This window comes from Proteiniclasticum ruminis DSM 24773, assembly GCF_000701905.1.
GTDB classification, from domain to species: Bacteria; Bacillota; Clostridia; order Clostridiales; family Clostridiaceae; genus Proteiniclasticum; species Proteiniclasticum ruminis.
Map to the genome: position 1 here is coordinate 35776 of NZ_JNKC01000001.1, position 18337 is coordinate 54112.

The window sequence follows — 18337 nt, forward strand, 5'->3', positions numbered from 1 at the left end:
CTGAAAATGACTTCCTCTTTTTCTACGTGACTTTTTACTCTTTGATGATTGAATCATACTGCTTTTGCCCTTTAGCATCCTACGAGAAGTATTATCCAATGCTTCGTTCATGAGCTTAACAGAAATCATTGGTAGGTAAAACAGGTTCCACTCATGGTATACTAAGTCTATTGAGGTGAGTTACATGAAAAACATTATTTTTCTAGTGGACATGAATGCCTTTTTCATCAGCTGCGAAATGGTAAGACATGATCATCTGAAAGGGAAACCAAGTGCCGTGGCTGGCGATCCCAAAAAAAGGACCGGGATCATTCTTGCTGCAAATTATGAAGCAAGAGCTCTGGGAATTAAGACAGCCATGTCTCTTCATGAAGCGCTGAAAATCTGCCCCGCTCTACAGACAGTCCCTCCCGATCACTCTTATTACGAGGAAATGTCTAGTAAAGTAATGGAACTTCTACAAAGATATACGCCACTTGTAGAGCAAAACAGTATCGATGAGGCTTGGCTTGATATGACTGGTTCACTTCATCATTTCGGTTCTCCAAGGGAAGCAGCAGCTCAAATTATGAATCAAATCCGTAAAGAACTGAACCTTTGGTGCTCCATTGGAATTTCCAGCAATAAATTTCTTTCCAAAATGGCCTCAGAAATGAAGAAACCTTTGGGTATCACGGAACTGTTCCCTCATGAAATCAGAACATTTTTATGGCCGCTGCCCGTTAAATCTATGTATGGCATAGGAGATAAAACTGCTGAGCTCCTTCACGATGAGCAAATCTGGACCATTGGAGATCTTGCGCGATATGAGAAAGAAAAGCTGATTGAAAAATTCGGTAAATCAGGATATATCATGCATCTGCATGCAAATGGAATCGATAAAGATCCTGTAAAAGTACGTACTAGAGATGATCTTAAATCTATTGGGAAATCCATCACTTTGCCTGCTAACCTTCATGAGTTTTCTGAAGCATCCAAAGTACTGATGAGGCTCTCGGATGAAGTCTCAGCACGCGCTCGGGCTCTAGATAAAAAAGGACATACCGTCCAGATCGTATTAAAATATCCAAACTTCAAATCAATCACAAGGCAAATGCAAATCCGGTCTACGAATCTTTCAAAATATATCTATGAAACAGGTCTGCATCTGCTTCGACAAGTATGGAATCCTTCAAAACCAGTACGCCTCATCGGTATTTCACTGATGGACTTCGATGAAGAAACTAGCATGAAGCAGCTTAATCTATTTGACACCGTCTCGGAAAACAATACTAGACTAATAGAAATCCAGCGTGATGAAAACCTGCAAAATGCACTAGACCTCATCCGTGCTAAGTTCGGAGAGAAAGTAGTGATTCGGGCGTCTATTCTCAGTGCTCCCAGTAAAGATAATACTTCTGCACAGCAAAAAGAGCCCTGATATTCATCAGGACTCTTCTTTTCAAATGAGCTGCTTTAAATTATGCTTCTTTCTTCTTAAATAACACCAGTGCTCCTCCAGCTGTCAACGCTGCTGTGAAGAAGAATGGAATCGCAACTGGAAGACCTGTTTGTGGTGCTTCACTTTCTTCCAGATCTACTTCCTGGAGAGTAAAGTTAGAAGGAACAAGGACTGTGTCAATGACATGGATTACTCCGTTTGAAGCTTCAATATCAGCTGATGTAACTGCCGATTCATTGATTTTCACTCCAGAACTCAAGTCAACGGTGATTTCCTCTCCGTTCACAGTTGCTGCCTTCATGCCATCTGTTAAATCAGTAGACATTACTTTTCCAGAAACAACGTGGTAGGTAAGCACTTTTGCAAGGTCTGGCTGAGCAAGCAGTTCCTCTGCGGATATATTAAGTGCTGCTAGAAGCTTTTCAAAGGCTGCGTTGGTCGGCGCAAATACAGTAAAAGGTCCATCTCCTTGAAGTGTTTCAACAAGTTCAGCTTTCTGAAGTGCAGCGACCAGTATACTGAAGTCAGGATTTCCAACGGCAATGTCTACAATATCATCTGTAGGTGCTGTAGCAAATACAGGAATACTAAATACCATCATCATAACTGCAACAAGCATTGAGACTTTTTTCAACATTTTTTTCATTTTTTTGACCTCCTGATTAATTTTGTTTGATTTAATTTGATTTAATTTGTTTGTACCGTTATAATAACACTACAAATATTCACGGTCCATAAAACCAATGGGATTTCCTCGGGAAATCACAATGTGTGTTTATTTATTTAATTGGAGGTGATTATCACGAAACGAAAACATATTGCACAAGTACTGATTTTACTTGCTTTAACGCAAGGATACCTGGGATTTAAGCAGTGGAAGACGGCACAACAGCTGGATGAAGCACACGCAGTCTATAGCGATCTGGAAACAAATCCTCAAGATTTCCATCAATTGGAAGACACACCCCCGATGAGTGCACTTCCAGTTCCCTCTCCTTCTTCTCCAGATGCCTCTGCTCCTGAATATGTATTTTCCTATAACCCAAATCCCGCATCAGAGTTTCTTCAAAAGAATTCTGATTATGTAGGACATCTATACATACCAGGAACAAAAATCAACTATCCCATGGTGAGAGCACAGGACAACGAGTATTACCTTGATCATAATTTTTTCCGGGAGAAAGATGCTCTTGGCAGTATTTTCATGGATTATCGGAACATTGGAATGCATCTTGATAAACACACGATCATTTATGGACATTACACAGAGCGAGGCTATATGTTCGGTGATTTGGATAAATATTTGGATAAAGAATATCTTCTTGAGAATCAGATTATTGAGTTCTCAACACCACAAGGTGTGAAGTTCTTTAAAATATTTTCCATTCATATTTCTACAAAAATAAACTCCTATTTGGATACAACTTTCGAAAAAATTTCATTTAGTGATTTTGTGAGTACTTTAAGCGACATTTCACTTATTGAAGGACTAGAAAAACCCGATGTTACCAAACAGCTTCTTACCCTCTCCACATGCAACTACGCAATAAAAGATGGAAGATTGTTTGTTCATGCAATTGAAATTGATAACCCTAATTAAACCGCTCTTTACAGGAGCGGTTTTTTATTTATAGTGAATTGATCTACTACTGCATTCTCTTATGTCTACCTATTTGTAGAGATATTTGGTAAGATAGATGTACTGTTCAAACGCTTTTATAGCATAAAAATTAATCAACAGGCGGTAGTTAGAATATGAAATATATCAGCAAAGTAAACCCCTCTTCTAGAATAACTGCAAAGTACTCATTCATTCATGGAAGCTATTGGATGGCATTTGGGGCGACCTACAATTTTGTGACAGTTTATCTTCTTGCAAAGAATTACTCAAGTTCTGCCATTGGAATCATTATGGCGATCACAAATATTCTGTCCGCAATACTGCAGCCCGTTGTTGCCTCCTATGCAGATCAGGAAAAAAAATACACCTTGAAATCTCTCATGATGATTTTCCTCTCTTTATCGACCTCATTTTCTATATTGTTGTACTTTACTAAGGCGTCAAATTCCATCAACGCATTTGTATATTTTTTATTGCTTCTTTCTATGCTCACAGTCCATCCCCTTCTCAACGGTCTGGGAATGAAATACATTGAAAAGGGATATGGCATAAACTTCGGTTTTTCAAGAAGCATGGGTTCTCTTACCTACGCTGTGATGTCTGTTGTCCTCGGCAACCTTGTTGACAAGAACGGACCCGAGCTGCTCCCTCTATACTATTTTGTTCTATTTTTCATAACAACCGCTGCAACTGTTCTATTTCTTCGCAGCTTTCCATATCCAAATGATGAAACCGCTGAAGAGCCAAAAAACCAGCGTGTGAAACAGTCCTTGTCCCTCCTGGAGTTTACAAAAATGTACTCTGGTTTCACATTATATCTTGTTGGTGTCATATTTATCTTCATCTGCTTTAATATCATCAACATTTACATGATCCGTATCATTGAATCCGTAGGAGGCAGTGAGAAAAACATGGGCACTGCCTTCGCCATTGCTGCCATTGTTGAACTCCCCTTTATGCTTACATTCTCCAGTTTACTGCGAAAATTCAAAATTGAGACATTACTCATCGTATCCGCTTGGGCTTTCACCGCTAAAGTGCTGCTCACTTTCTTCGCGGAATCATTGCTCGTCATTTATATTGCACAAGGATTTCAGATGTTTTCTTACGCGCTATTTATCCCAGGATCAATTTACTACGTTACTACATCGCTTCATAAAAGCCATATGTTGAAGGGACAAGCATATACAACATCCGCCACAACTGTCGGAGCGGTCTTAGGCAGCCTCATCGGTGGGTACCTCCTATCTTTCACCACCATCAGAACTATGCTTGCAGTAGGGTTTATCGTATCAATCATAGGTACACTCCTGATGATCCTGGGTATTCGAAAAGCAACATTGTGCTCACAAGAAAAACTGATGTAAGTTCTATGATGCACAAATATTCGTATCTGTAACAGACATAGAAGAACTGTTCTGTTTTCACCAGAATGAACTTGATTTATTCAACCTAAGTGCTATGATGTGTATTGAGATATCGATAATAATTTTATTGGATAAGTAATATACCATTAACCAAAACCAACTGATTAGTGGCATCTTTTAATGATTCCATAAGTTGTTTTCCAATTATCTCAATTTATCAGTCGTGTCCTTTCGGACCACTGAAATTCTATAGCTCAAAGGAGAGTTACATTATGAAAAAAACACTAACACTCGTAATCGCTGCAGCACTTTCTGTTCTATTCGTAGTTGGTTGTGCCGCTGAGAAAGAAACTCCTGAAACTCCAGCTGAAACCCCTGTTGAAACTCCAGCTGAAACCCCAGAAGAAAAGGTCTCAATCAACTCTATGTTGGAAAAGAGAGAGCTTACAGCTGAGGAAATGACTTCTCTGGAAAAAGTGGTATCTCTGATGAGAACTGTTGAAGATACTGTTCAAGTATCTGTGTTCAACATGACAGAGATAGATGGTGGATTCAACATTGAATTTGTTCTGAAGAACAATTTCAAAGAGAAAACTGTTGTTGAAAAGGATACTGTGATTGTAATTACAACACAGGAAGATGAAGTCATCGAAATTCCAGTTCCAGCAGACATCGAAATCGAAGCAAACGGTGGCGCAATATTCGAAGCCGAAGTACTCACCGATAAGCTTACTGCTAGAAAAGACATCTATTTCATTGAATTCAAAGCAGAAGACGCTGAATAATAACGAGTAAAACTCAGTTTCACAATATAATTCAGAAAAAAACAGTGTATGGCAACATACGCTGTTTTTTTGAATATTATCTCATTGTCCGAATCCCTTCAACAGATAAGTACATCAAGCCTCTTGAAACTTCAATGCTCGTTCTATTTAGAACTTCAAATGGTGTCATAATTATATGATTATAAAGACCAGATTCTTTGATTTAAAAATCAGAATCTGGTCTTTAATATTTTGCATATACTTCATGATAGACTCATTCCGTAATATTATTCTTCATCATAGCTCTCTCTATCCATAGGAAGATAGACTACAAATTGAGTTCCCTTTCCAACCTCTGAAGAAACTTCTATTGTCCCTCCCATAGAGAGCACAATGTGTTTGACTATGGCAAGCCCTAAACCAGTTCCCCCCATAGCTCTGTCTCTTGCTTTGTCTACTCTATAAAACCGCTCAAATATTCGATTTAGGTGCTTCTCAGGGATCCCGATACCAGAATCAGATACCGTAACTTTAATCAATGTGTCTTCTTTCTCTATGGTGATTCGAACCTCACCCTGCTCTTTGGTATACTTAATCGCGTTATCAACCAAATTAAGGAGAAGCTGATTGTATAGATCTACATCACCGAACATAAAAAGAGGCTCTTTCTGATACAGTGACAGCGTTATATTCTTCACCTCTGCTTTTGGACTCAAAAGATGATAAACCTTTTCACTTTCATAAGAAATATCAATCTCTTCATTCTTCACAGACTTTACTTGTTCGATACTTGAGAGCGTCAGAATATCGTTGATCAGTCTCGTCAGGCGTTCACTTTCATCATTTATGATATCTAAGAACTTGTTGCGCGTGTTCTCGTCTTTGACAAATTTCAATGTCTCCGAAAAACCCTTTATAGACGTTAGCGGCGTTTTAAGTTCATGTGACACATTGGCTACAAATTGACTTCTCATTTTCTCCAGTTTCTTCAAGTCTGTGATATCCTCAAGAACAACTACTGTGCCGACCAGCGATCCTCTTTCCCCGAGAATCTCAGCCGACTTAATTCTTATATCTTTTCTAATTGGCTCTTCAATCTGCACTTCAAGAATGTCCTCTTCATCATTCAGCATGAAAATCAGCTCTCGAAGTTCTTTGATCTCATATACACTTTTCCCGATAACATTGTCGGATATGCCAAAAAGTTGCTTGCAGAATGGATTGATCATGATAATTTTATCCGAATTGTCATAGGCGAACACACCCGAGTTCATACTTTTCAATATCGCTTCCAGCCGGTTCTGTTTCTCTTCACTTTCGATAAATGTTATTTCAAGCCGCTCCGCCATATTATTGAAATTCATACCAAGCTTCCCTAGCTCAGCATCACTTCTCACCCGCACTCTCCTTGTATACTCGCCATTGGCGATTCTATCCGTAGCAAAGGTCATCTCTTGTATCGGCTCGAGCAAATAATCTGCAATTTTTCTCGAAATCAGATACGCCACCAGAATCACAAAAGCGAACGTACCTAGCATGTATTTTACAAATCCACCGCCCAGATTCAACGAACCCGCTTGTGTAGAACTTCGTAGAATTTTCCCATCGGAAAGCCTCGTTGCATAGTAAACCATCTGCGTGTTCAAGGTCTCTGAAATTCTGATGTCAGACCCCTCTCCAACCTCAATAGCTTCCTTTACTTCCAATCTGTCCAGATGGTTCTCTAACCCTCTTTTCCCGGTAGAGTCAAATAAAACATCACCATTCTTGTCAATGAGGGTTACTCTGATGGAATCCATGACACTCACAAGTAGTGAGGTGTTGTTGATTCGATCCACTTCCATGTAATTGATTAGGAGTTCATTATTGGTTCTGAGCTTCTCTTTCACTAGGTTTATCTTCTCAAGACTGGATATCAGCAGAAAGGAAGACGTCAAGAAAAACATCGCGACAATGATACCCGCAAGGAAGGAAACGATGATTCTTCTGCTCATGACTCAAGATCATTGAAACGATATCCGATGCCTCGCACCGTCTCAATATAAATAGGATTTTTATCGTCATCTTCAAGTTTCTGTCTTAAATGTCTGATATGTACATCGACGGTCCGTGTTTCTCCCACATACTCATAACCCCATATTTTATCCAGCAACACATCACGTTTCATTACTTTTCCGCGATTTTTCACAAGGATATCCAGGAGTTCATACTCTTTCAAAGTAAGCTCTACTTTTTGATTATTCTTTTTCACCTGATGTTTATCATAATCAATCACAACATCTGAAAAAGAATACACCGTAGATTCCTCTGCTTCTGAAGCGCTTCTTCTCAGAACAGCTTTTATTCTTGCCATAAGTTCCCTGACCGAAAAAGGTTTTGTAATATAATCATCAGCCCCCAATTCTAAACCTAAGATCTTATCAATCTCTTCAGATTTTGCGGTAAGCATTATAATCGGAATGCCTTTGGTCTGATCAGAACTTCTTAAATTTTTACATACTTCAAGTCCATCCATGACAGGAAGCATGACATCCAGTAAGATGAGTGTTGGCTTTTCTGTTTTTGCCAACGATAATCCATCCACACCATTATATGCTTCTGCCGTTTCATAACCAGCATTCTCCAAATTATACCGAATCAGTTCCACAATATGCTCTTCATCATCAATGATGAGAATCTTCTCTTTCATCATAACTTTACCTACACCTCTCGTTTGTTCACAATCTACTAATCTACTCTTATTTAACCATAAAGAAACATTTAGAACAATTGAAACGCAATCAATTAACCTGAAATTAACCATTCTGAAGTGAAATCCTAATGAATCTATTTCCATTCATAATATGAATCTCGATCCGTTTTTATCCCTATGAAGGATTAGACAGGTCCTGCGCCAGATTCCATTGAAAAAATGCTGTATGGATCACTCTCCATACAGCATTAACGAACTTATTTTCATCTCTTCTGATCTTTTCCCATAAGATTATTAATCTCAGTAAGAAAGGTACTAATATCCTTAAACTGCCGATATACTGAGGCAAATCTGACATATGCCACTTCATCCACTTCTTTAAGACGGTCCATAACCATCTCTCCAATTTCCGTGGAAGAAATTTCTGAAATCATACTATTTGAGATGTTTCTCTCAATATCTGCAGCAATCTCTTCAATCTGGAATCGGGATACAGGACGTTTCTGACAAGCTCGAATGAGCCCAACAATAATTTTATTCTTATCAAAATTCTCCCTGCTGTTGTCCCGCTTCACAACCAGTATTGGAATATCCTCCACTTTTTCATAAGTGGTATATCTTTTTCCGCAAGAAAGACACTCCCGCCTTCTACGAATCGCAGAGTTATCCTCAATGGAACGGGAATCAATTACCTTACTTTCTGAAAAAGCACAAAAGGGACATTTCATGAGCTACACCTCATTACTTATTATATCTGTTGCGTAGGAACGCAGGAATTTCCAGTTGATCATCCTGATTCTCGTCCACCGGTTTTGGCTCTTCAGCCTTCTCTTTTCTAGGCGCATCCTTTGGTTCTGTTCTTTTTTCCTCGGATTTATTGTATACTTTGACTTCATCAAATCCTGTTGCAATCACTGTAATCTTAATCTCATCTTTCAATTTTGTATCGATAACTGCACCAAAGATGATATTCGCTTCCTGATCTGCAGCCTCTGTGACGATTTCAGCTGCTTCATTGATTTCAGCAAGAGACAGATCCTCTCCTCCGGTTACATTAAGAAGAATACCTGTAGCACCATCAATTTTTGTTTCCAGCAGTGGTGATGAAATTGCCTGTTTTACTGCTTCAACAGCTTTGTTCTCACCCTTGCCATAACCAACGCCCATATGAGCAAGACCCTTATTCAGCATAATAGTTCTCACATCATTGAAATCAAGATTTACCAGACCATTTTCAGTGATAAGATCTGTGATACCTTGAACACCTTGTCTCAAAACATCATCCGCTTTGTTGAAAGCTTCCTTGAATGTAGTTCTTTTATCAACAATCATCAGCAGTCTTTCATTTGGTATTGTCACCAATGAATCTACCTTTTCTCTCAACTTTTCAATACCTATTTCAGCATTCTTCATTCGGGTTTTGCCTTCAAAATTAAAAGGCTTTGTTACAACACCTACGGTGAGGATACCCATGGAACGAGCGATATCAGCAACTACAGGTGTTGCACCCGTACCTGTTCCACCACCCATACCAGCAGTTATAAATACCATATCAGCACCTTTCAGTGCTGCCATGATCTCTTCTTTAGACTCTTCTGCTGCTTTTTCACCAATCTCCGGATTTGCTCCAGCACCCAATCCCTTGGTCAACTTCTCACCAATCTGGATTTTATGAGTTGCATTGGATTGCATCAAAGCTTGCTTGTCTGTATTGATGGATATAAAATCCACATCTCCCAAACCTTCATTGATCATTCTATTTACAGCGTTGTTGCCACCGCCGCCACATCCTACTACTTTAATCTCTGCTGGGCCTTGAATTTGAAAATCAAAATCTAACACGATTTTTCCCCCTCATTACTTTATAATCTTATTTTTAAGGCTAACGAACCAGTCCCGTATCCGTTGAAAAATACTGCTGTCCTCATAATCATCTAAATACTCATCTTCATCGTCTGAGTTCATACTTTTCACTTCAACATTCTCTTCACCAAACTTCATCTGGTATTTCTTGAAAAAATCCTCATCTGAAGCAGAGGTGGACACCTCCTCAAGCTGATGCTCTTCCTGACGGATCATTTCATCGATGGCTCCTTTGCAATGAATTGCACTAAGGAGATGATAAGCCAGACCGCTTGATTGGATTGTGAGAACACTGTCATCCCTTATTATATCAGAAGTAATGAAGTTTGTGGACAGATTGAGTGCAGATTTATACATTTTATTGATTGCATTGAAACCGCACAATCCTCCTCCATACACGACCAGTTTTCTTACTTCTCCAGCTTCTTGGTGTTTCATCACAAACTTTTCAGCAAAACTTGTGATTTCTTCAATTCTTGCTTTTATAATATCTTCAATCATCTGGTAATCATTGTCCTCTCTGGTGAGAGTTCCTCGTGCATAAGACTTCTTCAGTTCTTCTGCTTCCAGTAAAGATATTTTAAGTACAATGGCCAAATCTCTTGTGATATTCTTTCCGCCTAATTGAACTGAAGATACATCAACAACTTGATGATTTCTGACATAGACAGCTCTAGTTGTATGAGCACCCGTATCCACAATAACTGCACCCTTCTGCCAGTCGCCTCTGGACAGCAGAATGCTTCCTGCTCCCACCGTTGACACTCCAGTGCCTGCAACCTTTACCTTTGCCAGAGCTAGTGCATCATATAACTTCTCAACATATGATTTTGGTGCAGTGGCAAGCTGCCCGGTAAAATCGAAATTACTGCCTCGAACACCTATAGGATTTCCATAGATTGTTTCATCCACGTAGTACTTTGAGATCAGCATATCGACAATCTCATCTTCATCCTCAACGGAAACCTTCTGTGCAGAATCCATGGCAATATCCAGTTCCCTCTGGGTCACTGCATCTCCAAATAACTCCGCATGTCCTGATGTCTCATAGAATCTGAGATGTTCCGGCTGAATGCATAAAAATACCGAAGTAATATTTCTGGAGATTTTAACTTCAAGTTTCTGAATTACTTTTTTAACAGCACTTCCCAATGCTTTTACATCTACTATTTCATTTTTATCCATTCCTTGGGATTCCACCAGCGCACTGACCATAAATGCCTCATCCGTTGTGGAAAGTGCCGATGCTTTAATATAATGAGATCCGATATCAAGTCCTATAACAAAATGATCCATTTGCACGCATGCATACCTCCCGAATAATATATGATTTTATTATACATTCTATTTTGACAGAAATGAAACGAAATCTGAAATTTATATGCAAATTCACAGAATTTAAGAAATTATTAGCCAAAACTGCTGTCCGATGTGGAGCTGGATACCTCAGTCACCATATTCACTGAAATAAATGCTTTAGGATCTACTTTTCGAATAAATATTTTTAGTTTGATAAAGTCTCTCCTGGTTAGCACGGTAAGTATAATTTCGGTATCTTTTCCAGTGAAACCTCCCTTCCCCATGAGGAGAGTTGCACCTTTTTTCATATCATTGATGATATAATGCATCACTGCGTTCCTGTTTTCAGTAATGATCATCACTTCTCTCCTATAGGTAATTCCATCAATGACTTTATTGATGATTTCACCGGTCAAATAGACAGAGAGAAGTTGAAAGAGACCAATTTCAACGCCAAAAACGATCATGGAAAATATGGTGACAAGAATGTCTGTGCCCACAATACAGTTCACCTGATCCAAAAATGTATACTTGGATACAATGCGTCCAATGAGACTTGTTCCACCGATGGAAGCATTTCTGTTGAGGATAAATCCAACACCTACGCCCATGAGTGCACTGCCAAATATTGTAGCCAGCATTAAATCTTCTGTGAGTGGACCAAAAGGAAAATACAATTCCATAATATACACTACAAAAGAAAGGCCAAAGGAGGACACCAGTGTTTTTGCCCCAAAACTTGTCCCTAACAATAGAAATGCTGCAACAAACAAAGACCCATTGATCAGAAGCATCAGCAGTCCTGTATTGACACCAGTCAAATGATTGATAACCAGTGCAATTCCCTGGGCTCCCCCAGCCGCAAGTCTGTTCGGTGTGAAAATATAGACCATGGATGCTGCTGTTAAAATAATTCCAATAAAAATCAATAGATAATCCTTTACCAGTTGTTTGTTTATACTGCTCATATTTTTATTTTTCAAGGTACACCTCTATCATTCTATTTTGTTCATCTTCTATTAATATAACGCTTTTTTGTAAACATTTCCATGATTCTTCCTATTTTCACAACAAACAGCAAAAACCAAAACAAAAGGCATGAACACTCAAAACAAGTTTGAGGTTCATACCTTTCAATTAGAACTATTAAAGATTACAGGGTGCTGTTTTCACGCATTTCCAAATACTCATCAAATGTGCACATTTTATCCAGGAAATTATCTGGAGTTACCTCAATGACACGGTTAGCCACAGTTTGATTAAACTGATGGTCATGGCTTGAGAAAAGCAGTACGCCCTTGAAGTCGATCAGACCGTTGTTCACTGCTGTGATGGATTCCAGATCAAGATGGTTTGTCGGCTGGTCAATAATCAGAAGATTGGCAGTGGAAAGCATCAGCTTTGAAAGCATACATCTTACTCTTTCTCCACCGGAAAGCACTTTGGCTTCCTTTAGCGCTTCTTCTCCTGAGAAGAGCATACGGCCTAAGAATCCTCTCAGATAGCTTTCACTTTTCTCTTCGGAATACTGTCTCATCCAATCCACAAGATTCAGTTCAACATCATTGAAGTACTGACCATTGTCACGGGGGAAATATCCCTTTGTGATGGTTACTCCGTATTTGAAGCTGCCTTCATCAGGCTCAAGCTCACCAGCAAGAATCTTGAATAGAGTACTTACGGAAATATCATTCCCAGTAAATGCGATTTTGTCTTCTCTTCCTACTACAAAAGACACGTTATCCAGTACTTTCACACCATCGATGGATTTACTGAGATTCTCAACGATTAGAATATCATTGCCAACTTCGCGCTCTGGCTTAAATCCAACAAAAGGATATCTTCTATTTGAAATAGCGATATCATCCAGCGTAATCTTATCAAGAAGCTTTTTTCTGGAGGTAGCCTGTCTGGATTTAGAAGCATTGGCAGAGAACCTGCTTATAAAGTTCTGGAGATCTCTGATTTTCTCTTCCTTCTTTTTATTCTGATCTTTAATAAGCTGTGACATCAGCTGACTGGACTCATACCAGAAATCGTAATTCCCCATATAAATTCTGATCTTGCCATAATCCACATCACAGATATGCGTACATATCATATTAAGAAAATGTCTGTCATGGGAAACAACAATTACTGTTCCTTCAAAATCCGCCAGATAGTTCTCCAGCCAGTTGATGGAATGAAGATCCAGATCATTGGTAGGCTCATCTAGAATCAGTACGTCTGGTTTTCCAAACAGTGCCTGCGCAAGAAGAACTTTCACCTTATCTTTAGATTCCAGTTCACTCAATAGGCTTTCGTGCTTCTCTGTTCCTATGCCAAGACCCAGCAGCAACGATGCGGCTTCTGCTTCCGCCTCCCATCCATTCAGTTCTGCAAATTCTCCTTCCAGAATAGACGCTCTCATGCCGTCTTCATCTGTGAAGTCCTCTTTCATATATATCGCATCTTTTTCCTTCATGATGGTATATAGGCGCTCATTTCCTCGGATGACAGTGTCAATGACTCTCTCTGCATCAAACTTGAAATGATCCTGATTGAGGACAGACATTCTCATATCCTTACCTAAAAAGACTTCTCCTGTGTTAGGTTCCAGGTCTCCTGAAAGAATTCTCAAGAATGTGGACTTGCCTGCTCCATTCGCTCCAATTACACCATAACAGTTGCCAGATGTGAACTTTATATTCACATCATCAAATAGTTTTCTGCCACCAAAACGTAGACTTACATTATTTACATTCAACATTAATTTTACTCACTCCATTGTCATTATTACTCACACAAATAATTATTATATCATGAATCCCCTTTAGAAGACAGGTACATCATAAAAATATTATTGATTCTCAGAGGAAATGCTTCTGTAGAGACAGTATGAATTGCGCAATATACCTCATGAAATTACATAAAATTCTGTAAATTATCTGTTAATTAATTGACAATCTTTATGTTAATTGCTACAACTAACTTAACAGTGTATCTCTTGTTTTTGGAGGTGTAAATATGAATACTCATCAGATCCTGACAGATACTCCCGACTTTCCTGAGGACAAAATACGACAGCTTCATGAGTATATCGACAGCATTGATGACCGAGAACATTTGCTCATTCATATTCTGCATAAAGCTCAGGAAATTTTTGGATACCTTCCCCCTGAACTGCAGCTGTACATCGCCCGTACTCTGAATATTCCCGCTTCAAAGGTATTTGGTGTTGTCAGTTTCTACTCCTACTTCACTCAAGAAAAACGCGGCAAGCACACCATCAGTGTCTGTCTGGGAACTGCCTGTTTTGTGAAAGGATCCGCTCAGATGAGAGATGAATTGAGCAGCATGCTCCAAACAGATGCACATGGCACTACCAAAGATGGACAATTCACCTTAAAGGAAATCCGATGTATAGGTGCTTGTGGTCTCGCTCCAGCGCTGATGGTGGATCAGAAGGTCTATGGACATATCAATCATGACAATATTCAGACCATCCTGCAGCTCTATAAGGAGGATTCACATGACTGATACACGAGATGAACTCAAGAAAATCCGCGACTCCTACGCATCCATCAGGTCGCTGCGTGAAACAGGCAGCCACCGGGGTGAACGAGTTGAGCTTCTCGTAGGTCTTGCTACCTGTGGTATTGCAGCAGGCGGTCTGGAAGTATATAAAGCCCTGGAGAAAGAGATCTCAGAACAATCTTTAACAGATATTCACCTGGTAAAAGTAGGCTGTATCGGTTCTTGTTACTGTGAGCCTACAGTTCAGGTAAACATTCCTGGACACCCTCCCGTCTATTATGGTTATGTGGATCCCGATGTTGCCGCAAGGATTGTAAAAGAACATCTTCTAGATGGCAAACCTCTAGAGTCTCACATCATCCCGATGACCTTCAATCGAACGGATCCCCTTGGCGCAAAAAGAAGACAGCTGAGAATCGCCCTCAGAAACTGTGGAATTGTGGATCCTGAGAAGATTGAAGAATACATTGCTTTTGACGGTTATGAAGCTCTATCCAAAGTATTGAAGGAATACAGCCCCATGGAGGTAATCACCATCCTCAAAGAAAGCGGCTTAAGAGGCAGAGGCGGCGGCGGATTTCCTACAGGCCTCAAGTGGCAGGCTACCGCTCTGGCTGAAAGCACGGAGAAGTATATGATCTGCAACGCAGATGAAGGAGATCCAGGTGCTTACATGGACCGCTCTCTTTTGGAAGGAGATCCCCACAGTGTTCTGGAAGGCCTGATCATCGGAGGATATGCCACAGGTGCAAATCATGGCATCATCTATATTCGAGCGGAGTATCCTCTGGCCATCGAGCGCCTTACTACCGCTATAAACCAGGCACGAAGCTGGGGAATTTTAGGTCATCACATTATTGGAAGCAGCTTTGATTTTGATATCGAAATCAGATTGGGTGCAGGCGCTTTTGTCTGTGGTGAAGAAACCGCGCTCATTCATTCTGTAGAAGGAAAACGCGGAGAACCCACAAAAAAACCACCCTACCCCTCAGAAGAAGGATATCTGAAAAAACCTACCACAGTAAATAATGTTGAAACTCTCGCCAACGTTCCTGAGATCATACTAAAAGGATCCTCCTGGTTTTCAAGAATTGGTATTGGCCAGAGCAAAGGAACCAAGGTTTTTGCTTTAGTAGGAAAAGTTCGCCATGTAGGTTTAGTAGAAGTGCCCATGGGCACAACCCTTCGGGAGATTATCTACGACATCGGTGGAGGGATCCCTGATGGAAAGACATTTAAAGCCGTCCAGACCGGCGGCCCTTCTGGCGGAGTTCTATCCGTTGAACATCTGGATACGCCCATCGACTACGAAAGCCTGCGCTCTTTTGGAACCATGATGGGATCCGGGGGTATGATTGTAATGGACGAGGACAACTGTATGGTGGATATTGCAAAATTTTATCTTCAGTTCACCATGGAAGAATCCTGTGGTAAATGCACACCTTGCAGGATTGGCACAAAGCGTCTCTTCGAAATGCTCGACAGCATCACAAAGGGAAAAGGAAGCACCCATACACTCGATCAGCTGCTGCTCCTAGGACAAAACATCAAAAATTCAGCGCTGTGCGGACTGGGTCAGAGCGCACCAAACCCTGTATTAAGTACCATGAGGTATTTTGAAGAGGAATATCGAATCCATGTAGAGGACAAAAAGTGTCCCACTGGTGTATGTAAAGAGCTGTTTAAATACAGTGTTATTGCAGATCTTTGTGTTGGATGTACCGCCTGCCGAAGAGTATGTCCTGTGGGCTGCATTACTGGCCATCCTAAAAAAGTGCATTTTATTGATTTGAATCTGTGTATCTCCTGTGGAGCCTGTTATGACACCTGTAAATTCCATGCGATAAAAAGGACTTAGGTGATGATATCAATGAACAACAGTACTGAAAAAATCCATTTGAAAATTAATGGCACTGAAGTTGTTGTCGACAAAGGAACCACGATTCATGAGGCTGCGAAACTTGTGAATGCAGATATTCCAACCCTTTGTCATCTGAATCTGGAAGGGTTTGGCATGATCAATAAAACAGCCTCCTGTAGAGTATGTATGGTAGAGGTGCTGGGGCGCCAGGCTCTTGCACCCTCCTGTTCTGAAACCGTCACTGAAGGAATGGAGGTCATTACCGATTCCTTGAAGGCGGTATCAGCACGAAGAATCAATCTGGAGCTTCTGCTGTCCAATCACCCCATGGAATGTCTTACCTGCAGAAAAAACCTTCAATGTGATCTCCAGGCACTTGCAAAAAAACTTGGTATTTATGATATTCCTTTTACTGGTGAGAAAATGAACCGCCCGATTGACAAAAGCTCTTATGCCCTTGTCAAGAATCCAGATAAATGCATCATGTGCAGACGCTGTGAAACCATGTGCAACGAAGTGCAGACCTGCGGAATCTTATCTGCGAACAAGCGTGGATTTGACGCATTTGTAGGCCCTGCATTCAATCTTGATATGATTGACACCTCCTGCACCTTCTGTGGTCAGTGTGTGGCCGTGTGCCCTACAGGGGCCCTGTCGGAGGTAAACAATATGCACAAGGTCTGGGCAGCTCTACTTAAAAAAGATAAGCATGTTGTCGTTCAGGTAGCTCCCGCTGTACGTGTAGCCATAGGTGAAATGTTCGGAATGGAACCAGGAGTGATCACCACAGGTCAGCTTGCAACCGCTTTTCGCAGGATGGGTTTTAACGGTGTTTTTGACACAGACTGGGCAGCAGATCTGACTATCATAGAAGAAGCTTCAGAACTTCTCCACCGACTGGAACATGACGGAAAGCTCCCCATACTGACCAGCTGCTGCCCTGCATGGGTCCGCTTTTTTGAATACCAGTTCCCAGAGCTCCTTGATATTCCTTCCACCTGCAAATCTCCTCAAATTATGATGGGCACCATGATTAAAACATACTATGCAGAAAAAATGGGTATTTCACCAAATGATATTATCGTGGTCAGTGTTATGCCCTGTATTGCAAAGAAAGCAGAGGTTCAACGTGAGGAGCTGAGACTTGGAGAGCTTAAGGATGTTGACTGGGTCATCACAACCAGAGAGCTTGGATATATGCTGAAAGAAGCGGGTATTGATTTTTCCACTCTTCCTGAAGGGGAGTTTGATCAGATTCTTGGAGAGAGCACTGGAGCTTCTGTTATTTTTGGCGCCACTGGCGGGGTAATCGAAGCCGCCCTTCGAACTGCTTATGAATGGATCACCGGCGAAGAACTTTTAGATGTTGACTTTCAGCAGCTGAGAGGACTGGATGGCATACGCCAGGCAACAGTGATGATCAAGGATAAGGAACTTCATATCGGTATTGCTCACGGACTTGGAAATGCAAGAAAAATGCTGGAAGGTATATCTAGAGGAGATCTTCACTTCGACGCCATAGAAATTATGGCATGCCCAGGGGGCTGCATTGGTGGCGGCGGACAGCCTTATCATCATGGAGATATTCACGTCATAGAAAAAAGACAACAGGCAATTTATAGAGAAGATGCTGGAAAACCTAAAAGAAAGTCCCATGAAAATGAGATGGTCATGAAGCTGTACCGGGAATACATCGGTGAGCCCTATGGTGTAAAAGCACATGAGCTTCTCCACACCAGCTATACCCCTAGAGATATGATTTAGTAAAACCATTTCATCGATTGCATGCAATTTATTTTCTTAGACCTATTGAGATATCTCTCACAATGCGTTATCATATTCTATGGAAGAAGATTTTTGTGATTATTTCATGTAATTCAAGGATAAACGAAAAAGGCCATAGGAGGAACGAA

The 18337-nt window shown here is 40.5% G+C and carries 15 protein-coding genes; 7 read left to right on the plus strand and 8 right to left on the minus strand.

The annotated features are described in order from the left end of the window. Positions 1-184 precede the first annotated feature (184 nt). Positions 185-1420 (plus strand): DNA polymerase IV, encoded by a 1236-nt coding sequence (gene dinB / locus T487_RS0100185; RefSeq protein ID WP_031572542.1) that lies wholly within the window; start codon positions 185-187, stop codon positions 1418-1420. A 40-nt stretch (positions 1421-1460) separates the two neighbouring features. Here the strand turns inward: dinB and T487_RS0100190 are convergent, their stop codons facing one another. Next, entirely contained in the window at positions 1461-2087 is a 627-nt protein-coding gene (locus T487_RS0100190) for a fasciclin domain-containing protein (protein ID WP_074542571.1), read from the minus strand. Positions 2088-2234: 147 nt separating this feature from the next. Between T487_RS0100190 and T487_RS0100195 the strand changes: the two genes are divergently transcribed. From T487_RS0100195 to T487_RS15245, 3 genes are all read left to right on the plus strand, one after another. Continuing rightward, positions 2235-3041 carry a class B sortase gene (locus T487_RS0100195; RefSeq protein WP_162178199.1) on the plus strand — a complete coding sequence of 269 codons (807 nt, stop codon included), beginning with the start codon at positions 2235-2237 and terminating at the stop codon, positions 3039-3041. A 230-nt stretch (positions 3042-3271) separates the two neighbouring features. Continuing rightward, on the plus strand, positions 3272-4429 hold the full coding sequence (locus T487_RS0100200; RefSeq protein ID WP_031572548.1) for an MFS transporter: 1158 nt from the start codon (positions 3272-3274) through the stop codon (positions 4427-4429). A gap of 272 nt (positions 4430-4701) precedes the next feature. Then, on the plus strand, positions 4702-5214 hold the full coding sequence (locus T487_RS15245; protein ID WP_036909018.1) for a hypothetical protein: 513 nt from the start codon (positions 4702-4704) through the stop codon (positions 5212-5214). Between the two features lie 266 nt (positions 5215-5480). Here the strand turns inward: T487_RS15245 and pnpS are convergent, their stop codons facing one another. From pnpS to T487_RS0100240, 7 genes are all read right to left on the minus strand, one after another. Then, entirely contained in the window at positions 5481-7187 is a 1707-nt protein-coding gene (pnpS, locus tag T487_RS0100210) for a two-component system histidine kinase PnpS (RefSeq protein WP_031572550.1), read from the minus strand. Beyond that, positions 7184-7885 carry a response regulator transcription factor gene (locus T487_RS0100215; RefSeq protein WP_031572552.1) on the minus strand — a complete coding sequence of 234 codons (702 nt, stop codon included), beginning with the start codon at positions 7883-7885 and terminating at the stop codon, positions 7184-7186. Before T487_RS0100215 ends, pnpS begins: the two co-directional genes overlap by 4 nt. Before the next feature lie 263 nt (positions 7886-8148). After that, a complete protein-coding gene (nrdR, locus tag T487_RS0100220) occupies positions 8149-8613 on the minus strand; it encodes a transcriptional regulator NrdR (protein WP_031572553.1) in 465 nt (154 codons plus the stop codon). 13 nt (positions 8614-8626) lie between these two features. Next, positions 8627-9727 carry a cell division protein FtsZ gene (gene ftsZ, locus T487_RS0100225; protein WP_031572554.1) on the minus strand — a complete coding sequence of 367 codons (1101 nt, stop codon included), beginning with the start codon at positions 9725-9727 and terminating at the stop codon, positions 8627-8629. A gap of 15 nt (positions 9728-9742) precedes the next feature. After that, positions 9743-11044 (minus strand): cell division FtsA domain-containing protein, encoded by a 1302-nt coding sequence (locus tag T487_RS0100230; protein WP_031572556.1) that lies wholly within the window; start codon positions 11042-11044, stop codon positions 9743-9745. Between the two features lie 113 nt (positions 11045-11157). Further along, a complete protein-coding gene (locus T487_RS0100235; RefSeq protein ID WP_051651398.1) occupies positions 11158-12030 on the minus strand; it encodes a YitT family protein in 873 nt (290 codons plus the stop codon). Positions 12031-12200: 170 nt separating this feature from the next. After that, positions 12201-13796, minus strand: coding sequence for an ABC-F family ATP-binding cassette domain-containing protein (locus tag T487_RS0100240; RefSeq protein ID WP_031572561.1), 1596 nt, complete (start codon positions 13794-13796; stop codon positions 12201-12203). Positions 13797-14053: 257 nt separating this feature from the next. Between T487_RS0100240 and T487_RS0100245 the strand changes: the two genes are divergently transcribed. Genes T487_RS0100245 through T487_RS0100255 form a run of 3 tightly spaced genes read left to right on the plus strand, consistent with a single transcriptional unit; the run spans position 14054 to position 18188 of the window. After that, positions 14054-14566: an NADH-quinone oxidoreductase subunit NuoE family protein gene (locus tag T487_RS0100245; protein WP_051651399.1), complete on the plus strand. Its 513-nt coding sequence runs from the start codon at positions 14054-14056 to the stop codon at positions 14564-14566. Next, entirely contained in the window at positions 14559-16421 is a 1863-nt protein-coding gene (locus T487_RS0100250; protein WP_031572568.1) for an NADH-quinone oxidoreductase subunit NuoF, read from the plus strand. Before T487_RS0100245 ends, T487_RS0100250 begins: the two co-directional genes overlap by 8 nt. Before the next feature lie 12 nt (positions 16422-16433). After that, positions 16434-18188 (plus strand): NADH-dependent [FeFe] hydrogenase, group A6, encoded by a 1755-nt coding sequence (locus T487_RS0100255; RefSeq protein WP_031572571.1) that lies wholly within the window; start codon positions 16434-16436, stop codon positions 18186-18188. Positions 18189-18337: the final 149 nt, after the last annotated feature.